Raw genomic sequence first — 21,492 nt, forward strand, 5'->3', positions numbered from 1 at the left:
TTACAAAGTAAGGTTTATTTTAGAGTTATCTTTATTTTAATATTTAATATCCCCCTGATTATGAGAAGCGTATTTATTAATTTTATAATAATTTTAATTACTTATTGTAGTTATGGACAGACAGCTAATGATGGTCTATATTTTGATGGTGTAGATGATACTGTAATTGTTCCAAATACTACAAATATTAACAGTACAGTAACTAATAACAGAACTTATGAAACTTCTTTTAAAGTTGAAGATGCAACTTCCTCTACAAAACAAGTTATAATGAAAGAAGGAGGTGGTACAAGAGCTGTTATTATATATGTAGAAAGTGGCTATTTATATGTAGGGGCTTATAATAGAACAGATTATACACCAATATGGAATGGTACTTTTTATAGGGAAGCTATTTTATCAAATACTTGGTATCATGTGGCTTTGGTATTTGACAATGCTATAGCTGCTAATGCAACTAGTAACCCAATGACAGCTACTTCAAATAATGCTTTAAAATGGTATTTAGATGGTGCTTTAATGGGGCAAATTTCTGGCTATCAATTAGGAAGCCATAATTCAATAAGGTTAGGGTATAAAAATGAAACTTTGCGTTTCCCTTCTTGTGGAACATGGACAGTCACTGGTATGTCTGAGTATTGTTTTAATACAATTGCAAATGATGATGGTGGCGATGAATATTATTTTAAAGGATACATTTGGGGGTTTAGAGTTTGGAATGATGTAAGAACAATTACAGAACTTGTAGATTATAGGACAGACATTATAACAACTGTTGGTACTAATGATTTGGTTGCTGCTTTAGATGGAGATACATTTACCTATTTAAATAGTTCTGATGTTGCTGCAGAGGGGGCAGTATCTGCAGTTCCTACAATTGTTTGGAGTGGAACAGCTGCATCAACAGATTGGAATACGGGTTCTAATTGGATTGGAGGTATTGTACCAAATTCATTAAAAAAAGAAAGAGCACAAATACAGGTTTCTAGTAATTACCCAGAAATATCAACACACATTGTTGTAGGAGATTTAATAGTTGATACTAATGCTAGTATTACGGTTAATGCAGGAGGAACGATGGAAGTTTCTTATGATTTAACAAATAATGGTACTATTACTGTTTTAGATGATGCTAGTTTAATTTTAAGAGAAAAAAAAGCAGGTGTAAATACAGGTACATTTAACATTCAAAAAGTTACTCCAACGTATTCTAGCAATAAATTCTTTTCATATTGGAGTTCTCCGGTTATTAGTTCAGATTCTAACATTGCTACTGTTTTTCCAGATGCATCTAACATTTATAAGTTCGATGCAAGTGTTTCAAATTCAGATTGGGTTGCTACTGGTGTTGCAGATTTTAATACAGGAATTGGGTATGCGGTTCGTAATGAAAGTACAGGAGGACAATTAAGAACTTTTTCTGGTAAAATTAATGAAGGTGATATAGAAGTAGATATATACAATACGTCTAATTTAGAAGGTGTAGATTTTGATGGAGTAGTTTGGTCTACAAGTGGAGATAATTTAGTAGGAAATCCATATCCTGCAGCAATAGACTGGGAGTTGGTTATTAATGATCCAGATAATAGTGAAATTGAAGGAACAATGTATCTTTGGGATCAGAATTCTGTTCATATAGGTGAAAATAGGCAAGCAGATTATGTAGAGTACAATGCAACAGGTGGTTCAACTCCCACAGTAAATAGTGTTATAGGTTCTGGTCAAGGTTTCTTTATAAAAACAACAAGTTCAGATTCTAATTTAAAAATCACTTTTAAAACTACGCATCAAGTAGAGGGGTTAAATACTAAATTTCTTAAAAGCAATGAAGTTAGTGCTAATAGTATAAAAAAACAAGGGCGCTCTTGGTTTACTTTTAATCATAATGATATAACAAAAACAATACTGATAGGTTTCTTAGAAGGTGCAACAGATAAGTTTGATAGGTTGTATGATGCTCCTTTTGATGTAGAGAAGAAATCTATGGAGTTTTACTCGTTTGTAGAAGATGTACATAAAGCAAGTATACAAGGTTTACCTGTTTTAAAAGAGGATACTAGAACAATTAGGGTAGGGTTTGTTGTAGATGAATTAGGAGATTATTCTTTAGGTATACAAGAAGAACAAATAGAAGAAGCTTATTATATCTATTTATTAGATACAGAAAAAGGAGTTACTGCAGATTTAAAGCAGTCAGAATATAATTTTACTGTTGATGCTGTTGGAGAAAATAATACAAGATTTAAAGTTGTTTACACTAAAAATAAGTTAAAAACATTAAGTGCAAATTCATATGAAATGGATGCAAACAAATTTTTGGTATATCTTAATGAAAGAAAAGAATTAATAGCAACATATAATAATAGTGCAGATGATATAGATGAGGTTTCTGTGTTTAATGTTCAGGGAAGAAAAGTAGCCTCTTTTAAAGGAGAAGAGAAAATGAATACTTCTAATCTATCATCAGGAGTGTATATTGTAAGTGCTAAACTACAAGATAATAGAAGCTTAAATAGAAGAATAGTGCTTGTAGATTAGTCATTAAAAAAAGACATAAAAAACTCAGAATTTATAAAATTCTGAGTTTTTTTATTTTAAAAATAATTATTTTCTAACTCTTTCTGAAGCTTGATTTACTTTTAATTTTAATTCTTCTTTGTAGGCGATTATTTTATTTAAAATAAGCTCGTCTGAAGCACCAATAATTTGCGCCGCTAAAATACCTGCATTTTTTGCACCATCTAAAGCTACAGTTGCAACTGGTACGCCACCTGGCATTTGCAAAATAGATAAAACAGAATCCCAACCATCTATAGAGTTTCTACTCTTTACAGGAACTCCAATTATAGGTAATGGACTCATAGAGGCTACCATTCCTGGTAAATGTGCTGCGCCACCTGCTCCAGCAATAATTACTTTAATACCTCTTTTGTGTGCGTTTTTAGAGTATTCAACCAGTTTTTCTGGAGTTCTGTGAGCAGACACAATATCTACTTCTATTTTAATATCAAAACTCTCTAAAATGTCTATTGCTTCTTGCATTATTGGAAGATCAGAATCGCTTCCCATTATTATTCCTACCATATTTTTTCAATTATCAATCATCAGTTATCATTAATAACTGATGATTGTTTGCTGTTAATTATTTTTACTAATAACTCTAATTGTTTCTTTTACCTCTTGTGCTACTTTTCTAGCAACTTCAATATCTTTATTTACAATAGTAACATGTCCCATTTTTCTAAAAGGACGTGTTTCTTTTTTTCCGTAGATATGTGGTGTAACACCATCAATCTTTAAGATTTCTTCTATGTTTTCATAAATTACATCACCAGAAAAACCTTCTTCACCAACCAAGTTTACCATAATTCCGGCAACTTTACTATCTGTATTTCCTAACGGAAGATTTAATATTGAGCGTATGTGTTGTTCAAATTGATTGGTATAACTCGCCTCAATAGAATAATGCCCAGAATTATGAGGTCTTGGAGCAACTTCGTTTACCAAGATTTTATCATCTACGGTTTGAAACATTTCTACAGCCAATAAACCAACAAAATCTAAATCGCTTACTACTTTTAAAGCTATTTCTCTCGCTTTTTCTGCTACTTTATCATCTATTCTTGCAGGGCAAATTACATATTCTACCTGGTTTGCTTCTGGGTGAAATTCCATTTCTACAACTGGGTAGGTTTTTACTGCACCAGCAGCGTTTCTAGCTACAATTACTGCCAATTCATTTTTAAACGGAATCAGTTTTTCAGTAATACATTCAACATTTGGTAAAGATTCTAAATCTTCTATATTTCTAACAATTTTAACACCATTACCATCATAACCAAAACGAGCCGCTTTCCAAACAAAAGGAAAATCTATCGTATTATTTTCATAGGAATGTTTAATCTCTGTGGAGTGCGCAAAATGAGAAAAATCAGCAGTAGGAATCTCATGATCTACATAAAAATTCTTTTGTCTTGCTTTATTTTGAATAATGCGTAAATCTTTCGGTTTCGGAAAAATGGTTAAACCTTCATCCTCTAGTTTGTCTAAAGCATCTAAGTTTACATTTTCAATTTCGATTGTTAAAACATCTACGGTTTTACCAAAGTTGTAAACAGCATCAAAATCTAATAAATCTCCAACCACAAACGTGTTACAGATTTCTGCACAAGGTGCGTTTTTATTCGTTTCTAAAATAGAAGTATGAATGTCTAATTTTTGAGTTTCTGCTAAAAGCATTCTACCTAATTGACCTCCACCAAGAACGCCTAATTTAAAATCTGAAGAATAATAGTTTTTCACGTTGAGAATTGTTGTGTTTAGGCAAAAATAAGCAACTCAATTTAACTAATCTACAATTTTAATTTCTTATTTGAACCCCATCACTTCCAATTAGGTTCACAGTGTACATTAACATGCCACATCCTTCTTCTCCAATTAGTTTTCCACCTTGTAAATAATTATAATTTCTATCATGGCAAGTACAAGTTATAATTGGTGCATTTGTAATAATATCTAAGGGTGCATTGCAGTTCCTATCTGGACATTCTAAATCAAAAGCTATAAAATCTGAAGCATTATTTCTAATAATATGTATTTGTCTACCACCAATTGAATATGTATTGCTAGTACCATTAATAGTTAACAATTGGTATGATGGAAGCCTTGTGTTTAAAACTTCAGAGACATTTACATCTAAAAAACAATCATTAATTTGTGTGTTATCTGAGCATGATAAAACAATCATTGAGCAGCAGAATAATACTATTTTTTTAATCATACAAAGTTTCATTTTATTTAAAACGTTAGCAAGTTACAAATATTTTGTATATTTGTTATTCAATCTCATTCCTGTTAGGGCAATGGGATTTTTTAATATAAACCCGTGTTGGGTTTTTTTAGTGTAAAAGCAACTTGTTTTTAATAAAATTAAGAAGTTATTAAATTGAGGTTAGAATGAGGTTAGAAATTAAAATAAAAAAAATGAGCGAGATATCTTATTATTCAGCAGAAGGATTAAAGAAATTGAAAGATGAATTGGTGCAACTAGAGCAAGTTGAGCGCCCAAGAGTAACTACAGAAATTGCAGATGCACGAGATAAAGGAGATTTAAGTGAAAATGCAGAATACCATGCTGCAAAAGAAGAACAATCTCACTTAGAATTTAAGATTGCCAAGTTAAAGAATGTTATTTCTAGTGCAAGAATTATAGATGAATCTCAATTAGATACTTCTAAGGTGTTGATTCATTCTATTGTAAAAATAAAAAATGTAGCAAACAAAATGGAGTTTTCTTACACGTTGGTGGCAGATTCAGAAACCGATGTTAGAAACGGTAAATTGTCTGTAAACTCTCCAATTGGTAAAGGTTTGTTAGGTAAAGAAGTTGGTGATGTTGCAGAAATTAAAGTACCAAACGGAATTATGAAATTCGAAATTGTAAATATTTCTAGATAGTTTTTTTAGAAGCTATTTCCTGCTTTCCGTTGTATCTTTTTTTAAGAAAAATAAAAAAAGGATGCCACTTCAATCAGGGCTAGACTTGTTTGCAGGCTTTTTGGCTTTCTTAAAAAAAAAAATAGATTTTTTATACAAGTTTCCATTATAAATTCGGGTTTTAGCATTGCTAGAACCCGAATTCTTTTTTTACCTTTACTACTGTTTGTCAGGTCGAGTATAGTTTAGATCTAATTTATAAATCAATTCAATAAAAAAAATGAGCATTTTCACAAAAATAATAGAAGGAGAAATTCCTTGTTACAAAGTAGCCGAAGACGATAATTATATTGCTTTTTTAGATATCAATCCAAATGCAAAAGGGCATACTCTGGTAGTTCCAAAAAAGGAAGAAAACAAATTATTCGATTTATCTAAAGAAGATTATTTAAGTCTTATGGATTTTTCTTACCGAGTAGCAGAAGCCTTAGAAAAAGCAGTTTCATGTAAAAGAGTTTGTATGAGTGTTATTGGTTTAGAAGTGCCACATGTACATGTACATTTAGTACCAACAAATGCAATGGAAGATATTCAGTTTACTAAAAAAGTAAAGTTAACAAATGATGAATTTGTTGCTTTAGCTGCAAGTATTTCATCAGAATTTAAATAGAATGAAAAACTGGGTAAAAACAGGATTGATTTGGGGATTTGTAATGTTTATTTTATTAACTTTTGTTTCTCCTTATCTTTTTAATAAAGAAATTACCTTAAACAGAATTATAATAAATATTTTTTTATGGTTAATTTTAGGCTTGTTATTTGGTTATTCTGTACGCAAAAAATTACAATAAGTATCTAAAAGAGCCTTTTTTAAATCTGAATTTATTTTAAATTCTTATAATTTTTAAGTTTAGTAGTTTTAAACTATGGCTTATTATTAAAAGAAAAACCACGTTTTCTTTTATGAAAACGTGGTTTTAAATATTAAATCAAAAATATTTTATAGAAAATTTATTTTACTAATATCTTTTTACTAATATTTCCTTTTTCTGTAGCAATATTTACAATATAAATAGATTCAGAAATAGTATTAATTTTCAATCTATTTTGGATTGTATTGGTTTCAATAGTATTCCATTCAGCCACTTTCTGACCTAATAGATTAAATAAAGCTACCTTTTTTAAATCTAAATTACTGTTGTTATTAATTACAATTTCTTTAGCATTGTTGTCTAAATAGGCAGTAACTTTATTTTCTAAAATAGCATCTTCTACACCTAATGTTGTGGTTTTAGAAAAAGCAAGTACAAAACGATCTGTATACGTTCCTTTTGCAAGTGTTATATCAATAGTTTTACCATCAAGAGGATAAGAAGCATTTGTTAATTTATCTGTAAAGTAAACCGCTCTGTCAATAGCATTCCATTCATCTATACCAATTGTTACTTGTCCGTTCTTAGATATTACTAATTCTAAAGGGATTTCTAAATCTTCAGAAATATTTTGTACTCCTGTAATTACATACTTTTCATCAGTATTTGGAAACTTCCAATAGATATCAGTCGTTCCTACATCATAAATTTCTGTGTCATATCCTTTGTCAAAATCAAAAGAGTTATTGTTTTTAAATGAAATAGCTAATTGCCTGTGTAGGTTTAAATTTTCATCATTAGTATAACTCATTCCAAGTTTAATAATAGGCAATGTATTTGTGTGGCTTGCAGATTTTTTGTTTTCACTTTTAAAGAAATAAGAATCGTTTCCTTCTTGGATATACTCTCTTTGGCTATTGTTAAATTGAATATTATCTGCACCTGTAGAGGCAGCATCGTCTCCTTCTATAAAAAATCCTTGTCCAATTGCTATAAAGGCTTTTGGTTCTGTATAAGAACCGTTACCTAAAGTTGGTGTGCCGTTATCACTATTATTGTTGATAGATACACTAGTTGCCGCAACTCCACCAGATAAGTTTCTTACTCCATATCCGCCTATATATCCTCCAAAATTATGTCCTTCAGATCCATTGCTAGAAGCTTTTTCACCTGCATGTTCCCAGAAATATAAACTTCCGTTAGTGGTCTCTAAATTATCTTCTATAAACTTTTTAGCACTGATTGCAGATGCATACGGATTACCAACTAAATAAGAATCTCCTGCACTAATAGTGGTTGTTAATGTTCCGTCTTTAGGTGTACCAACAAACGTATAATTCTGTCCATTTGTATTCTGATTTAAACTACCTGGTCCTTTAAGTAGGAATCCATCTGTTTGCGAAATGGTGCCTCCTTTATACTTATGTAACCAATTAGATCTTCCGCCTGCTGAGGCTGCATAGGTATATACCCAATATTCAGCAATTTCTATGGGTGATTTTGTATAGTCACCATCATACCCAGTTACAAAAGTAATTTCTTTGGCTATATTAGAGCTTCCATTACCAATAGTAGAGGTTGCGTCTAATGGGTTTGTACCATCTTTTAAAACACTAGCAACCGTAAAATTGGTTTCTCCAATTGTATTTACCGGAGAACTTAAATAGTTATATCTGTATTTACTTGGTACGGTAGAATTTTGATCTACTAATAATTTTCCATCACCAGTTACTTTGGCTGTTGTTGTATGCGTTTGTATTAGTTGCGATTTGTTGGTGTCATCAGAGCTAATTAATCGTATTTGATCGGTAGTATTTGTAATTTCAACCTCATCAGTAACTACTAGTAAATTGTCTGTAATACTAAGTATACTGTTTCTAACTTCTAGTTTTCTTGCGCTTAATTTATCAGAAGTACTAAAGTCTTCAAGGATTTCAATATTTCTGGATCTGTCAGGATATCCGTTAGACCAGTCATTACTTATTCTCTCAGTAAGTTTTAAGTTATGCAAACCAGGTCTTATATTAGCGGCATCATCTGCATTAACAATTTCAGATAAAAGTGGCGCATGTGCATGACGTTCTATGGCATTATCATTTGCTGCATCTGAATACGTAATAATAGTATCATCTATAAAAGCAACCCATTCATCTTCTGTATAGGTCGTGTTTGGTACTAAAATTTCATCTATACGCACATAACTTGTATTGTTTGCAATTGTACTTACAACATCTACTCTTCCGTTCCAAGCATTACTTACTGTACCTCTGGTAAGTACTAATACATCATCTGCATCAGAGAAATCTATTACGTTTGCATTGGTAATGGGCGTAACGTTAGCATTACTTAATGAAGCATTATTAAGATCATTAGTAATTAAAATAGAAGCACCTGGTTGAATAGTTGTTGTATTGGCAAAAATTACTGGAGATGTTGCTGTTGTTGGGTCAGATCCGTCTTTAAATAATACCAATGTTGCTGCATTTATACCAACAATATTATCTTCATCTATGTTTGTAATCTCTACCCAATGTTCTGTATCTGTAGTATATATTTGTGTTATTATTGGTGAGCCACATGCTTTTAATGCTGTGTCTAAAGCATAATTAGTGTATGTTGATGTGTAATTAATAGCTGCTGCATCCGTGTCTACATCTTCTAAGCTATTTGCTAATCCATTGGCACCAACTAGGTCTTGTGTAATATCTATAACTGCATTTGCTATATTGGTTATTATGGTTGTTGTATTATCTGTATCTAAATTACTTACAGGCGCTTCTTTAAGTGTAGTTGGCACATTTGCTTCTATTGCATCTGGGCAACCGTCTCCATCAGAATCTAAATCTAAATGGTTTGGTATACCATCATTATCTTGGTCAAAAATGGATTGTACTTCAGTATCATCATCTCCAATAGCTGCATTAGCATCATCGTCATCTAAATAAGCAGGTACACCATCACTGTCATCATCTGCTAATGGATTTAATCCGCCTGTTCCTGTTTCATCAACATCTAAAACACCATCATTGTCATCATCAATGTCATAAATATCTGCGATGCCATCTCCATCATAATCTCTTAAAACATTAAAAGAAACAGATGGTGAATCTGTAGTGGTATTATCATCTACTTGATCTTGTGTATTTGTAGCTGTGTTTACTTTAGCAGAAGTAGTGCTAATACCTGTCATTGCATCTGCTTTTGCTACAATTGTAATGGTTTCTACTTGCCCGCTTATAAGGTCTCCTACAGTCCAATTAGGAGCTGTCCAAGAACCTATACTTGTACTTACGCTAGTAATTGTTAAACCATTAGGAATAACATCTGAGATATTAACATTTGTAGCCGCATTTACACCTTTACTTTCTACTGTAATTTTAAAAGTAATGGTTTCTTCTTCTAGAATTTCGGTTTTGTCGGCAGTTTTGGTTACCACAATATCTGGGTTACAATAGTAAGCAGATATTGGCTGAGAATCATATGAACAACCTCCTTTAGTAACACGTACATAATAATCTCCAGATGTTGTAGGGGTGTATGTATGGTCTGTTGCTCCTGGTACTAAAACACCATTATCATACCATTGGTAAGATTCAAAATTTTTAGTAACGACTTCAATAGTACCGCCTGGTAAACAACCTCCACCTGTAACAGCTAATTCTGTAACAGGTACAGTGTCAAATCCAGAAAAATACCCGGCAATTCCTCTAGCATTATTAAAGCCTATAAACCCAACAGCTATGGGGCCAGTAGAATTTACAGAAACGTCTCCTGTAAGTGTAAGTCCTGCAATATAAAATGTTTTCCATTCGGTAGTACCTGAAACAGTTTCTTCTGGGGGTAGAATAATTTGATTAGCATCGGCATAAACCTCAATAGCTGAGTTTGCTGTTGTAGTTGATGCTATAATAAATAAACCACCGGATGCTGTAAGTCCAGCAATATCTTGTATATTAGAAATGTGATCCATGGTATCTGGTAATAAACAGTTTACTGGGGCTACGAAATTTAAACCTACTGTATTAGGATGATCGGCTCCGGAAATAACTTGATAGGCATAAACGTTTTTTGTAGTTGCTATGTGCATGTTTTTACCAACAGTGGTACCAGAATATTTAGAAGAGGGTACTTTTGCATACTCTCCAACATCAATTGTAGCAAAAGGCGAAGTCTCATCATTTACATAAATCTCTGTATTTGCTTGCGTTCCTATAATGATCACAAACTCATTAGTGGATCCTCCATTACCACGCACAAAAATATATTCTTTACCTAATTTATCTTCTGGTACAGGTTGGTCGGCACCAGCATCTCTAGCTCCTCTATTAGTGACACCAAAATTTAACATTCCGTTACTGATGGCTATGTCTTTATCAGATACAATAGATGCACCAATCCAACCATCAATGTTGGCAGCGGCACCGTATCTAGCTGCTTCAAGTACATAAGATTGCCCTTTATTTAATGTAATGTTTATAGTGCTAGAACTAATGCCGTCTATTGCAGTTGGAGATCTAAACCTACAAGCTGTATCATAACCACTTATTGTTATCGAGGTATTGTCTTCTGTAGCCATAATACCTAATGTTGCATTAACAGTACTATGGCTGGATTCAATTGGTGCGCCTCCCCATTTAAATTTTTGACCTAAAGCAGCTCTACCTTTAGAGGTAATTGAAGCTGCTTGGTTCGCAGATCTTCCTCTGTAATTCACATAAAATTTTTCTCCGCTTGCAGATTCAAAACGTAAGCCCCCATCAGATAACACGATTCCTGTGTGTGCATCACTTACTAGGGTTATATCATTGTCTCCTGAGGCTGGAGAATAGGTTTGTGGGGTAGATTTTGATAGTGATAAAGTAGCAAGCTCTGTAGTATTAGTACCTCTATATATTTTTACATCGAAACTAGAAATTTCTGGTGTAGATAAATAGATGGTTTGTTCCTGAATTGCTGCGTTATTAGCAGACTGTTTTAATGGCGGTAGGTAGTGTAAATCGCTTAATTGGCTATAACCAACCTGTGTTATGGTTAATAAAATAATACTGATAACTATTTTATATAAACTTTCTCTCATTTTGGGGGGATTTAGAGTGTTTTATTTTATAATAATGCTAATATAATAATAATATAAGTTGTTGTAAGATAAAGGCTTAAATACTTTAGAATATTATTAAATGATTTTACTTTATAAGGTAGATATACAGTTAGTTACTTCTTTTATATGAGGATAGCACTTTATTTTAAAAGAGCTGTAGAAGACGATAATTATATTGCTTTTTTAGATATCAATCCAAATGCCAAAGGTCATACTTTGGTAGTTCCAAAAAAGGAAGAAAACAAATTATTCGATTTATCTAAAGAAGATTATTTAAGCCTTATGGATTTTTCTTACCGAGTTGCAGAAGCCTTAGAAAAAGCAGTTTCATGTAAAAGATTTTGTATGAGTGTTATTGGTTTAGAAGTGCCACATGTACACGTACATTTAGTACCAACAAACGCAATGGCAGATATGCAATTTAGCCAAAAAGTAAAATTAACAAATGATGAATTTGTTGCTTTAGCTGCAAGTATTTTATCAAAATTTGAATAAAATAAAAAAGGGGTAAAAAAGAGGTTTTTAAATGTCTTTTTTTATAATTCACATTATAATATTTTTATAAAAAAAAAACCACGTTTTCATAAAAGAAAACGTGGTTTTAAATATTCAATCAAAAATATTTTATAGAAAATTTATTTTACTAATATCTTTTTACTAATATTCCCTTTTTCTGTAGCAATATTTACAATATAAATAGATTCAGAAATAGTATTAATTTTCAATCTATTTTGGATTGTATTGGTTTCAATAGTATTCCATTCAGCCGCTTTCTGACCTAATAAATTAAATAAAGTTACCTTTTTTAATTCTAAATTACTGTTGTTATCAATTACCAATTCTTTGGAGTTATTATCTAAGTAAATAGAAACGTTGTTCTCTAAAATTGCATCTTCTATCCCTAATACTTGGCTTTTAGTAGTTTCAGAAAAAGCAAGTACAAAGCGGTCTGTGTAGGTTCCTTTTGCAAGTGTTAAAACAATACTTTCATCATTAAGTAAATAAGAGGTGCTTGTTAATTTATCTATAATATAAACGTTTCTGTCAATCGCATTCCATTCATCAATGCTAATTGTTACTTGTCCGTCCTTAGAAATAACCAACTCTAAAGGGATTTCTAGTTCTTCAGAAATACTTTGTACACCAGTAATTACATATTTTTCATCAGAGTTTGGAAACTTCCAATAGATATCAGTAGTTCCTACATCATAAATTTCTGTGTCATATCCTTTATCAAAATCAAAAGAGTTATTGTCTTTAAATGAAATGGCTAATTGTCTATGTAGATTGAAGTTATTATCATTTGTATAACTCATTCCTAATTTAATAATTGGTAATGTATTTGTAAGGCTTGTTTTAGCAGCAGATTTTTTATTTTCACTTTTAAAGAAATAAGAATTTGCTCCTTCTTGTACATATTCCCTTTGGCTGTTGTTAAAAACAATAGGTCCAGAAAGTACATCATCTCCTTGTATAAAAAAACCTTGACCGATTGCTATAAAGGCTTTTGGCTCTGTATAAGATCCACCACCTAAAGTAGGTGTGCCATTATTACTGTTATTATTGTCAACTACACTGTTTGCAGCAACGCCTCCAGATAAGTTTCTAACAGCATATCCACCAACGTATCCACCATAATTATGTCCTTCAGAACCATTACTAGAGCTTTCTTCTCCTACATGTTCCCAAAAATATAAACTACCGTTCGTAACGTCTAAATTATCTTGAATAAACTTTTTACTACTCATTGCAGATGCATACGGGTTTCCTACTAAATAAGAGTCTCCTGCATTAATAGTTGTTGTTAATTCTCCGTCTTTAGGAGTACCAACAAAAGTATAATTTTGTGCAGCACCAGGACCTTTAAAAGTAAATCCATCGGTTTGTGAAATTGTTTCACTTTTGTATTTATGAGACCAACCAGATCTTCCATTAGATCCTGTTGCATATGTGTATATCCAATGATCTGCTATAGAAATAGGAGATGTGGTATTACCATCATAACCACTCACAAAGTTAATGTTTGTAATTGTAGAAGTTGCAGAGGTTGGTATTGTGCCGTCTTTTAAAACATCTTCTATAGTAAATGTTGTAGCATTAAGAGTATGTACAGGGGAGCTTAAATAATTGTATCTGTACTTACTTGGTACTGTAGAGTTTTGGTCTACTAATAATTTACCGTTTCCAGTAACTTTAGATGCTGTTTTATGCGTTTGAATTAACTGTGCCTTATTAGTATTGTCTGAACTAATTAAGCGTATTTCATCGTTTGTATCTTTAATAATTATTTCATTTGTAACTACTAATAGGTTATCTGTAATTGTAAAAATACTACTTTCTTTAACTTCTAATTTTCTAGCACTTAACTTACCTGTATGATTATAATCTTCAGAAATCTTTACATTTCTAGATCTATCTGGGTATCCGTTTGTCCAAACACTACTACCTAATACGGTAGTTCTGTCTGTGAATAGAAATCTATGTAAACCTGGTTTTATATTGGCTTCATCATTAGCAGTAGCTATTTCAGATAATAAAGGATCGTGTGCATGACGTTCTATAGCATTATCATTTGCGTCATCTGAATAGGTAATAATGTCATCGTCTATAAAAGCAACCCATTCTGTTGTATCTGCAGTTTTATTTGGTGCAGAAACTTCATCAATACGCACATAGCTTGTATTGTTTTCTATAGATGCTATCACATCAATCCTTGATGCCCAAGCATTCGTGTTAGATATTCTAGTTAAGGCTATAATATCATTGGCATCATCAAAATCTGTAACATTTGTATCAACTATTTCAGAAGCTGTAGAAAGCTTGTTAGAAACAGTTCCTGCAGATATTAATAGAGATTCACCCGGGTTAATAGCATTTGTGTTAGAGACAAAAGCATTTGGCGTATTATCTGTTTGATCTCCAGAGGTGTTTTTAAAGAGTGCAATAATAGCTGCATTTGGTGCAACAATATTTGCAGCATGCTTGTTGGTAATTTCTATCCAACGTTCTGTGTTTGTTTGATATATTTGTGTAATCATAGCCACTCCACATACATTTGTATTTTTATCTAACGCATATGTATTGTAGGTTGATGTATAGTTTATAAAGGTTGTAGTATTATCATTAGTTTCTAAGCTAGCCGCTAATCCATTGCTTCCAACAGGGTTATTTGAAATGTTTATTACAGCATCTGCAGTATTTGTAGTGGTATTATTAATTACGTTTGCACTTTCTAATACCGCAGGGACACTAGCTTCAATAGTATCTGGACAACCATCACCATCAGAATCTAAATCTAATTGATTTGGTATACCATCGTTATCGGTGTCGTTATTTCCTTCAGTAGTGTCTAAAACACCATCGTTATCATCATCAATATCATATATATCTGCTATAAGATCTCCATCATAATCTCTTAAGATGTTAAAAGAAACAGAAGGAGCATCACTGGTGATATTATTGTCTGTTTGATCTTGCGTATTTGTGGCTGTATTTGTTGTAGCGGCAATTGAGTTAATTCCTGTCATTGGATCTACTTTTGCGATAATTGTAATTGCTTCAACTTGGCCACTTGTAAGATTTCCTAATGTCCAATTAGGAGCTGTCCAGGAACCAGTACTTGGGCTTGCACTAACAACTGTTAAGCCATTAGGCATTACATCTGAAATGTTAATATTTGTAACAGGATTAACACCTTTACTTTCTACTATAATTTTAAAAGTAATGTTTTCTCCTTCCATAACTTCAGTCTTATCAGCAGTTTTGTTAATAATGATATCTGGGTTACAATAATAAGCAGAAATTGGTTGAGAATCATAGGTACAACCTCCTTTAGAAACACGTACGTAATAATCTCCAGATGTTGTTGGGGTATATGTAGGTCCGTTTTCACCAGGTACTAAAACACCATTGTCATACCATTGGTAAGATTCAAAATTTTTAGTTACTACTTCAATAGCACCACCAGGTAAACAACCTCCACCTGTTATAGCTAATTCTGTAACAGGTACAGTATCAAACCCAGAAAAATAACCAGCAATACCTCTAGCTCCATTAAAACCTAAAAATCCTACAGCTATAGGTCCTGAAGATTTTACAGATACATCTCCTGTAAGTCCTGTAATATAAAATGTTTTCCAGTCTGATGTGCCTGAAACAGTTTTTTCTGTAGGTAAATTAATTTGAGTAGTACCGTCAGTACCGTTATAAACTTCAATAGCTGAGTTTGGTGTTGTAGTTGATGCTATAATATATAAACCTCCAGAAGCTGTAATTCCAGAAATATCTTCAATATTAGAAATTTGATCCATTGTGTCAGGCAATAAACAGTTTACGGGAGCAACGAAATTTAAACTTACCGTTATAATAGATGTATCTCCTGAAAGAACTTGATATGCATAAACGTCTTTTGTTGATGAAACAAACATATTTTCACCACTTGAAGTCCCAGAATATTTAGAAGATGGTATTTCTGCATATTCTCCTACACCAATTGTAGCATAAGGAGTGGTTTCGTCATTTACATAGATTTCTGTGTTTGCTTGGGTTCCTATGATAATCACAAACTCATTGCTTGAACCTCCGTTGCCACGTACAAAAACGTATTCTTTTCCTAATTTGTCTTCAGGTACAGGCTGGTCTGCACCAGCATCTCTAGCTTGACTATTAGCATTTACACCAAAATTTAACATTCCGTTACTAATAGCAATATCTTTATCAGACACAATAGAAGCGCCAATCCATCCGTCTATATTGGCTGTAGTAGCATCTTTTGCAGCTTCAAGAACATAAGACTGTCCTTTATTTAATGTAATATTTATGGTGTTAGCAGTAATACCATCAACAGTGGTTGTAGCTCTAAATTTACATTCTGTATTATAACCACTTATTGTTATCGAGGTATTGTCTTCAGTAGCCATAACACCTAATGTAGCACTCATTGTTTTATGGTTCGCTTCAATAGGAGCGCCTCCCCATTTAAATTTCTGACCTAAGGCTGCTCTACCTTTAGAGGTAATTGAAGCTGCTTGTGAAGCAGATCTACCTCTATAGTTTACATAAAATTTTTCACCATTTTCAGATTCGAAACGTAACCCGCTATTAGATAATACGATACCTGTGTTTGCGTTGGTTACTAAAGTTATATTGTTGTCTCCGTTACCTGGGTTGTATGTTTTTGGAGTTGTTTTTGATAGAGATAAAGTAGCAACTGCTGTAGTACTAGTTCCTTTATAGATCTTTACATTAAAACTTGAAGTTTCTGGTGTAGATAAATAGATGGTTTGTTGCTGAATAGCTTGGTTATTAGCATCCTGTTTTAATGGCGGAAGGAAGTGTAAGTCACTTAATTGACTATAACCAACTTGTGTTATGGTTAATAAAACTATACAGATAAATATTTTATGTAAATTATGTTTCATTTTATAAGTCTTTTAAAATTTGTATAACAATGTGCAAAGTGTTATAAGTTAATCTGTTGCGATACAAATTTATAGAAGACTCTTTAAAATTAGGATATTATTATTTGATTCGTTTTGTAGGTTAGACGAATTGCAAGTTACTTTCTTTAAACGGTATTTTTTTTTTGATAAAAAAGAGTAATAGTAGCTGTGTGTAGTGTTTTAAAGCTTTTTCTCGTTTTATGAAAGGTATTTGTGTGTTGTTTTAAAAAAACTACACTTTATCTAACAGAATCTCAAAAGTAGTTCCTTTTCCTATTTCAGATTTTTGCACAAATATTTTTCCTTTGTGATAATCAGAAACAATACGTTTAGATAGCGACAAACCTAAGCCCCAACCACGTTTTTTGGTCGTAAAACCCGGTTTAAAAATCTGTCTAAATAGTTTTTTTGGCATTCCTTTTCCGGTGTCTGAAATTGTAATTTTTACTTTTTTAGGTGTGTTTTCTATGTTTAGGTCTAGTAGGCCTTTGCCTAACATGGCGTCAATAGCATTTTTAATAAGGTTTTCTATAACCCAACCAAACAATTCTGTATTTAAATTGGTGTAAATCTCTGTATCTGAAGTTGTAAAAGAGAAAGAAATTTGTTTAGAACTTCTAGATTCTAGGTAATCGAAAGCTTGTTTTGTTATGGCAACTACGTTTTCTTTTTCAAGCTCTGGCGTAGAACCAATTTTAGAAAAACGATTGGCAATGGTATTTAATCTACTAACATCTTTTTCTATTTCTTCTACATATTTGTCATCTACTTTTTCCATTTTTAAAATGGCAATCCATCCTAAAAGAGAAGACAAAGGTGTACCAATTTGATGTGCCGTTTCCTTAGCCATACCAGTCCAAAGTTTATTAGTTTCTGCAACTTTATTAGAGCTGTAAAACATATAAATAACACTCAAAAATAGAAATAAAATTAAAATTAACGCAATAGGATAATAGGTTAATCTGTTTAGTAAATCAGAATTCCGGTAATAGATAAATTGTTTATTTTTTCCTTTATAGCTAACCTCTATTGGTAGGTTTTCTGCCTTCATTTCTAGCAGCTGTTTTTCTAGATATTTAGGGTTTAAAGCTTTTACGGAATCAAGGTTCTGAAAATATTCTATTTCTCCTTTATCATTCACCAAAATCATAGGAATATTATTGTTATTCTCAATAATTTTTAAGGGTAAATCTACATTGGCATCTAAGTTGGTATCGCTAGCAATTTCTTTTTGGGCAGTTGCTAAAATTTCCATTTTTATACGCTCTTCTTGTTTAAATTTCTGAAAGAAAGTATAGGTGTTCCATAAAATTAAAGAAACAATAATAAACGAAACAAGAATGGTAATTCGTTTAAATAAAAGGGTATTAGAAAAAATGTTCATCAAAACAAATATAAGGTTTCCTCTGTATAACTCATTTAAAGATTAGATAGTATCTTTACAAAGCAAATAATATTTGCCAGTTAGCATTTTTACTTTTTTTCAAAATTTTATTCTGATAAAAGTATCAAACGAAGATATAGAATTTCGTTAAACTTTTTAGTTGTGCTCTAAATGGCATTTAGTAAAATTTATAAGTATGCTATCTATCAATCCAAAAGAGATTTCTACCCAAAAATTACATGGTTATTTATTAGGCGCCATTGCGCCAAGACCTATTGCTTTTGCAAGTACGGTTGATGCAGATGGAAACCCTAATTTATCTCCTTTTAGTTTTTTTAATATTTTTGGAGCAAATCCGCCTATATTAGTTTTTTCGCCTGCCAGAAGAGTAAAAGATAATACTACAAAACACACGTTAGAGAATGTTTTGGTTACCAAAGAAGTGGTTATAAATGTGGTAAACTATGCCATGGTGCAACAAATGTCTTTAAGTAGTACAGAATATCCGCAAGGGGTAAATGAATTTGAAAAAGCTGGGTTTACCATGTTGCCTTCAGATCTTATAAAACCATTTAGAGTAGCAGAATCTCCAGTGCAATTAGAATGCAAAGTAAATGATGTTATTTTTACTGGTGATGAAGGTGGAGCTGGAAATTTAATAGTTTGCGAGGTGGTTAAAGTACATATTTCTGAAGACGTTTTAGGAGATGACGGAAGCATAGATCAGCATAAAATAGACTTGGTAGCAAGAGCTGGTGGTAATTTTTATACTAGGGCTAAAGATGGTTTTTTTGAGATACCAAAACCAGTAAGTACTTTAGGTATTGGAGTTGACAAAATACCTTTAGAAATAAGAAATAGTACGGTGTTAACGGGGAATAATTTAGGCATGTTAGGTAATGTAGAACAATTGCCAACAGAAGCAGATGTTAATAACTTTAAGAAAGATCATTTAGAGTTTATTGGACTAGAAACCACAAAAAAACATACATTTGCCCAAGAGTATTTAAAAAAGAATGATGTAGAAAGTGCTTGGAAAGTACTTTTATTAAATTAGAAATTATGGAAGTTATTGGTAAAGTAAAATTAATTGGAGACGTTCAAACATTTGGATCAAACGGATTTCAAAAAAGAGAATTAGTGGTTACAACAGATGATCAATATCCGCAAATGATTAATATCGAGTTTCAACAAGATAAAACTGATTTATTAAACAATTACAAAGTTGGGCAAGATGTAAAAGTATCTATCAATTTAAGAGGTAGAGAGTGGATTAACCCACAAGGTGAAGCTAAATATTTTAACTCAATAGTTGGGTGGAGAATAGAGAATTTATCTCAAGCAGCTGCAGGTGGTGGTAATTTGCCTCCAGTAGATCAATTTCAGCCAGCATCTAAAGTTACAGATGAAGAGCCAGACGATTTACCGTTTTAAATAGCATCAAGATTTTTAGCATTAAGAATCAAGACAAATAAAAAGAGAGATTTCATTATTGAAATCTCTCTTTTATATTTTATAAAGGTTTGTTTATTTTTTTGTTAGTCTTGTTTCTTGTGTCTAAAAGCGAAACAATCTAAACATCAAAAAAATAAAAACTTATTTCTTTTCACCTTTTTTAGGCATTGGTCCACGTAAATGAACAACCAATCCGTTTAAGAAATTACGTAATATTTGATCTTGACATTCTACATATTTTGGGTGTTCTTCACTTCTAAATAAGGCACCTAGTTCTGCTTTACTTACTTTAAAATCTACCAAAGCACAAATCTCTACAATATCTGTATCTCGTAATTTATGAGCTACACGTAGTTTTTTTAAAATGTCATTATTTGTTAATCCCATAATACTAATATAATTATTTTAATCTGAATTTAATCTACAACCTGAAAAATTGCCCAAGCATATATTGCAAATCTAATAAAACGAAATAAACCAAAAAAGATAACTTTATTAAATGGGTATTTTATCATTCCTGCAGCAATACAAGCAATAGAAAAGGGTAATGGAAACAAAGCACCTACTAGAATTAAAATACCACCCCATTTTCGAGTGTTTTTTAAATTCTTAGCCATTTTTACTTCTAAATATTCTTTAACAGATTTAATTCTTAATGCAGTTTTACCTATAAAGTAAGAAACTAAACCACCAGAATATGATAAAGTAGCTAAAATTGCTAAGTTTAATATTGGGTCTGGTGTTTTTTTAGACCACGCAATAAATATTTCTGGAGGTACCAAGCCTAACAAGGTTTCAGAAGCAAAGAAGAATATTAAAACTGTAAGTCTAGAAACCGTTTCTGTAAAATGATGTAATCCATCATTAATGTTGTATACATATTCGTTAAAAAGAAATAAACATGCAACAACAATTACAATTGGCCAGAAAGCTTTCTTTAAACTCTCCCATATAAACATATAGAACCCTGTTCTATGGAAATAGGAGTGCATCAATTTAGCTCTATGCGTTTTTGTTTTTTGTTTTGTTTTTTTTGCCATTTTTAGATTTCTCTTTTTCTTTAAACAGAGTACAAAAATAAGGACTTAATTTTTATAAAGTGAACAATAATTTATATTCCTACTCTTTTATGAATTCCTTAATTTAGCAACAAATAAATTTTTATGATTTGGCTTACAGATAAAATTGAATTTCCGCCCTATGAATTTACTACAAATGATGGAATTATCGCTTTAGGTGGAGATTTATCTGATGAACGGTTAATTTGTGCCTACAAAAATGGAATTTTTCCTTGGTTTTCAGAAGGAGAACCTATTGTTTGGTATTGTCCGTTGGAAAGAATGGTGTTGTTTCCCGGTGAAATTAAAGTTTCTAAATCGATGCGAAAAATCATTAATAAAGGTGAGTTTACCATCACAGAAAATAAAGCGTTTAGAGAAGTAATCTACCATTGTAAAAACATTGAAAGAAGTGATGGTTTTGGTACTTGGATTACTGATGATATGGAGCAGGCTTACATTAATTTACATAATAAAGGTATTGCAAAATCTATAGAGGTTTGGCAAGACAATCAATTAGTGGGTGGTTTATACGGTTTAGAGATCAACAATATTTTCTGTGGAGAAAGTATGTTTAGTAAAGTTTCTAATGCTTCTAAATTGGCATTTATTCATCTAGCTGAAAAGAAAGAGTATACTTTAATAGATTGCCAAATGTATAATGATCATTTAGCGAGTTTAGGAGCCCAAGAAATTGATAGAAATATATTTTTAAAAATACTAAAGGATTAAATATTAAAAAGAATAT

Annotated in this window: 16 protein-coding genes; 8 read left to right on the top strand and 8 right to left on the bottom strand. The window is 31.8% G+C overall.

Going from position 1 to position 21,492, the window contains the following annotated elements; translation table 11 throughout:
* Positions 1–60: 60 nt before the first annotated feature.
* The gene (locus H0I28_RS15365; protein ID WP_218759646.1) at positions 61–2,538 is read left to right on the top strand and encodes a T9SS type A sorting domain-containing protein; all 2,478 of its coding nucleotides are present in this window, start codon (positions 61–63) and stop codon (positions 2,536–2,538) included.
* Positions 2,539–2,604: 66 nt separating this feature from the next.
* Here H0I28_RS15365 and purE read toward each other — a convergent pair whose 3' ends face one another.
* The 3 genes from purE to H0I28_RS15380 are packed head-to-tail and all read right to left on the bottom strand — an operon-like array spanning position 2,605 to position 4,780.
* Positions 2,605–3,084 (bottom strand): 5-(carboxyamino)imidazole ribonucleotide mutase, encoded by a 480-nt coding sequence (purE, locus tag H0I28_RS15370; protein WP_068449301.1) that lies wholly within the window; start codon positions 3,082–3,084, stop codon positions 2,605–2,607.
* Between the two features lie 54 nt (positions 3,085–3,138).
* Complete coding sequence (locus tag H0I28_RS15375) at positions 3,139–4,302, bottom strand: 5-(carboxyamino)imidazole ribonucleotide synthase (RefSeq protein WP_218759647.1); 1,164 nt, start codon at positions 4,300–4,302, stop codon at positions 3,139–3,141.
* Positions 4,303–4,360: 58 nt separating this feature from the next.
* A complete protein-coding gene (locus H0I28_RS15380; protein WP_218759648.1) occupies positions 4,361–4,780 on the bottom strand; it encodes a Rieske 2Fe-2S domain-containing protein in 420 nt (139 codons plus the stop codon).
* Between the two features lie 203 nt (positions 4,781–4,983).
* Here H0I28_RS15380 and greA point away from each other — a divergent pair, with 203 nt between their 5' ends.
* The 3 genes from greA to H0I28_RS15395 all read left to right on the top strand — a co-directional run bounded on the left by greA (position 4,984) and on the right by H0I28_RS15395 (position 6,287).
* The gene (greA, locus tag H0I28_RS15385; RefSeq protein WP_068449307.1) at positions 4,984–5,457 is read left to right on the top strand and encodes a transcription elongation factor GreA; all 474 of its coding nucleotides are present in this window, start codon (positions 4,984–4,986) and stop codon (positions 5,455–5,457) included.
* A gap of 259 nt (positions 5,458–5,716) precedes the next feature.
* The gene (locus tag H0I28_RS15390) at positions 5,717–6,106 is read left to right on the top strand and encodes an HIT family protein (protein WP_218759649.1); all 390 of its coding nucleotides are present in this window, start codon (positions 5,717–5,719) and stop codon (positions 6,104–6,106) included.
* Between the two features lies 1 nt (position 6,107).
* On the top strand, positions 6,108–6,287 hold the full coding sequence (locus tag H0I28_RS15395; protein ID WP_218759650.1) for a hypothetical protein: 180 nt from the start codon (positions 6,108–6,110) through the stop codon (positions 6,285–6,287).
* A gap of 160 nt (positions 6,288–6,447) precedes the next feature.
* On the opposite strand, the gene H0I28_RS15400 is transcribed toward H0I28_RS15395, so the two are convergent.
* Complete coding sequence (locus H0I28_RS15400; protein ID WP_218759651.1) at positions 6,448–11,385, bottom strand: T9SS type A sorting domain-containing protein; 4,938 nt, start codon at positions 11,383–11,385, stop codon at positions 6,448–6,450.
* Between the two features lie 147 nt (positions 11,386–11,532).
* On the opposite strand from H0I28_RS15400, the gene H0I28_RS15405 reads away from it, so the two are divergent.
* A complete protein-coding gene (locus H0I28_RS15405) occupies positions 11,533–11,901 on the top strand; it encodes an HIT family protein (protein ID WP_218759652.1) in 369 nt (122 codons plus the stop codon).
* A 140-nt stretch (positions 11,902–12,041) separates the two neighbouring features.
* Here the strand turns inward: H0I28_RS15405 and H0I28_RS15410 are convergent, their stop codons facing one another.
* Together H0I28_RS15410 and H0I28_RS15415 are read right to left on the bottom strand one after the other, a co-directional pair.
* Complete coding sequence (locus tag H0I28_RS15410) at positions 12,042–16,826, bottom strand: T9SS type A sorting domain-containing protein (protein WP_218759653.1); 4,785 nt, start codon at positions 16,824–16,826, stop codon at positions 12,042–12,044.
* Positions 16,827–17,079: 253 nt separating this feature from the next.
* The gene (locus H0I28_RS15415) at positions 17,080–18,231 is read right to left on the bottom strand and encodes a HAMP domain-containing sensor histidine kinase (RefSeq protein ID WP_218759654.1); all 1,152 of its coding nucleotides are present in this window, start codon (positions 18,229–18,231) and stop codon (positions 17,080–17,082) included.
* 196 nt (positions 18,232–18,427) lie between these two features.
* Between H0I28_RS15415 and H0I28_RS15420 the strand changes: the two genes are divergently transcribed.
* Both H0I28_RS15420 and H0I28_RS15425 read left to right on the top strand, forming a co-directional pair.
* Positions 18,428–19,288, top strand: coding sequence for a flavin reductase family protein (locus H0I28_RS15420; protein WP_218759655.1), 861 nt, complete (start codon positions 18,428–18,430; stop codon positions 19,286–19,288).
* 5 nt (positions 19,289–19,293) lie between these two features.
* Positions 19,294–19,665, top strand: a complete 372-nt coding sequence (locus tag H0I28_RS15425; RefSeq protein WP_165733870.1) for a DUF3127 domain-containing protein — start codon at positions 19,294–19,296, stop codon at positions 19,663–19,665.
* A 162-nt stretch (positions 19,666–19,827) separates the two neighbouring features.
* On the opposite strand, the gene H0I28_RS15430 is transcribed toward H0I28_RS15425, so the two are convergent.
* Positions 19,828–20,073, bottom strand: coding sequence for a DUF1456 family protein (locus tag H0I28_RS15430; RefSeq protein ID WP_068449322.1), 246 nt, complete (start codon positions 20,071–20,073; stop codon positions 19,828–19,830).
* A 29-nt stretch (positions 20,074–20,102) separates the two neighbouring features.
* Entirely contained in the window at positions 20,103–20,726 is a 624-nt protein-coding gene (locus H0I28_RS15435; RefSeq protein ID WP_218755041.1) for a YqaA family protein, read from the bottom strand.
* A 123-nt stretch (positions 20,727–20,849) separates the two neighbouring features.
* Between H0I28_RS15435 and aat the strand changes: the two genes are divergently transcribed.
* Positions 20,850–21,476 carry a leucyl/phenylalanyl-tRNA--protein transferase gene (gene aat, locus H0I28_RS15440; RefSeq protein ID WP_218755042.1) on the top strand — a complete coding sequence of 209 codons (627 nt, stop codon included), beginning with the start codon at positions 20,850–20,852 and terminating at the stop codon, positions 21,474–21,476.
* Positions 21,477–21,492: the final 16 nt, after the last annotated feature.

It is taken from the genome of Polaribacter sp. AHE13PA, assembly GCF_019278505.1.
Lineage (GTDB): Bacteria > Bacteroidota > Bacteroidia > Flavobacteriales > Flavobacteriaceae > Polaribacter.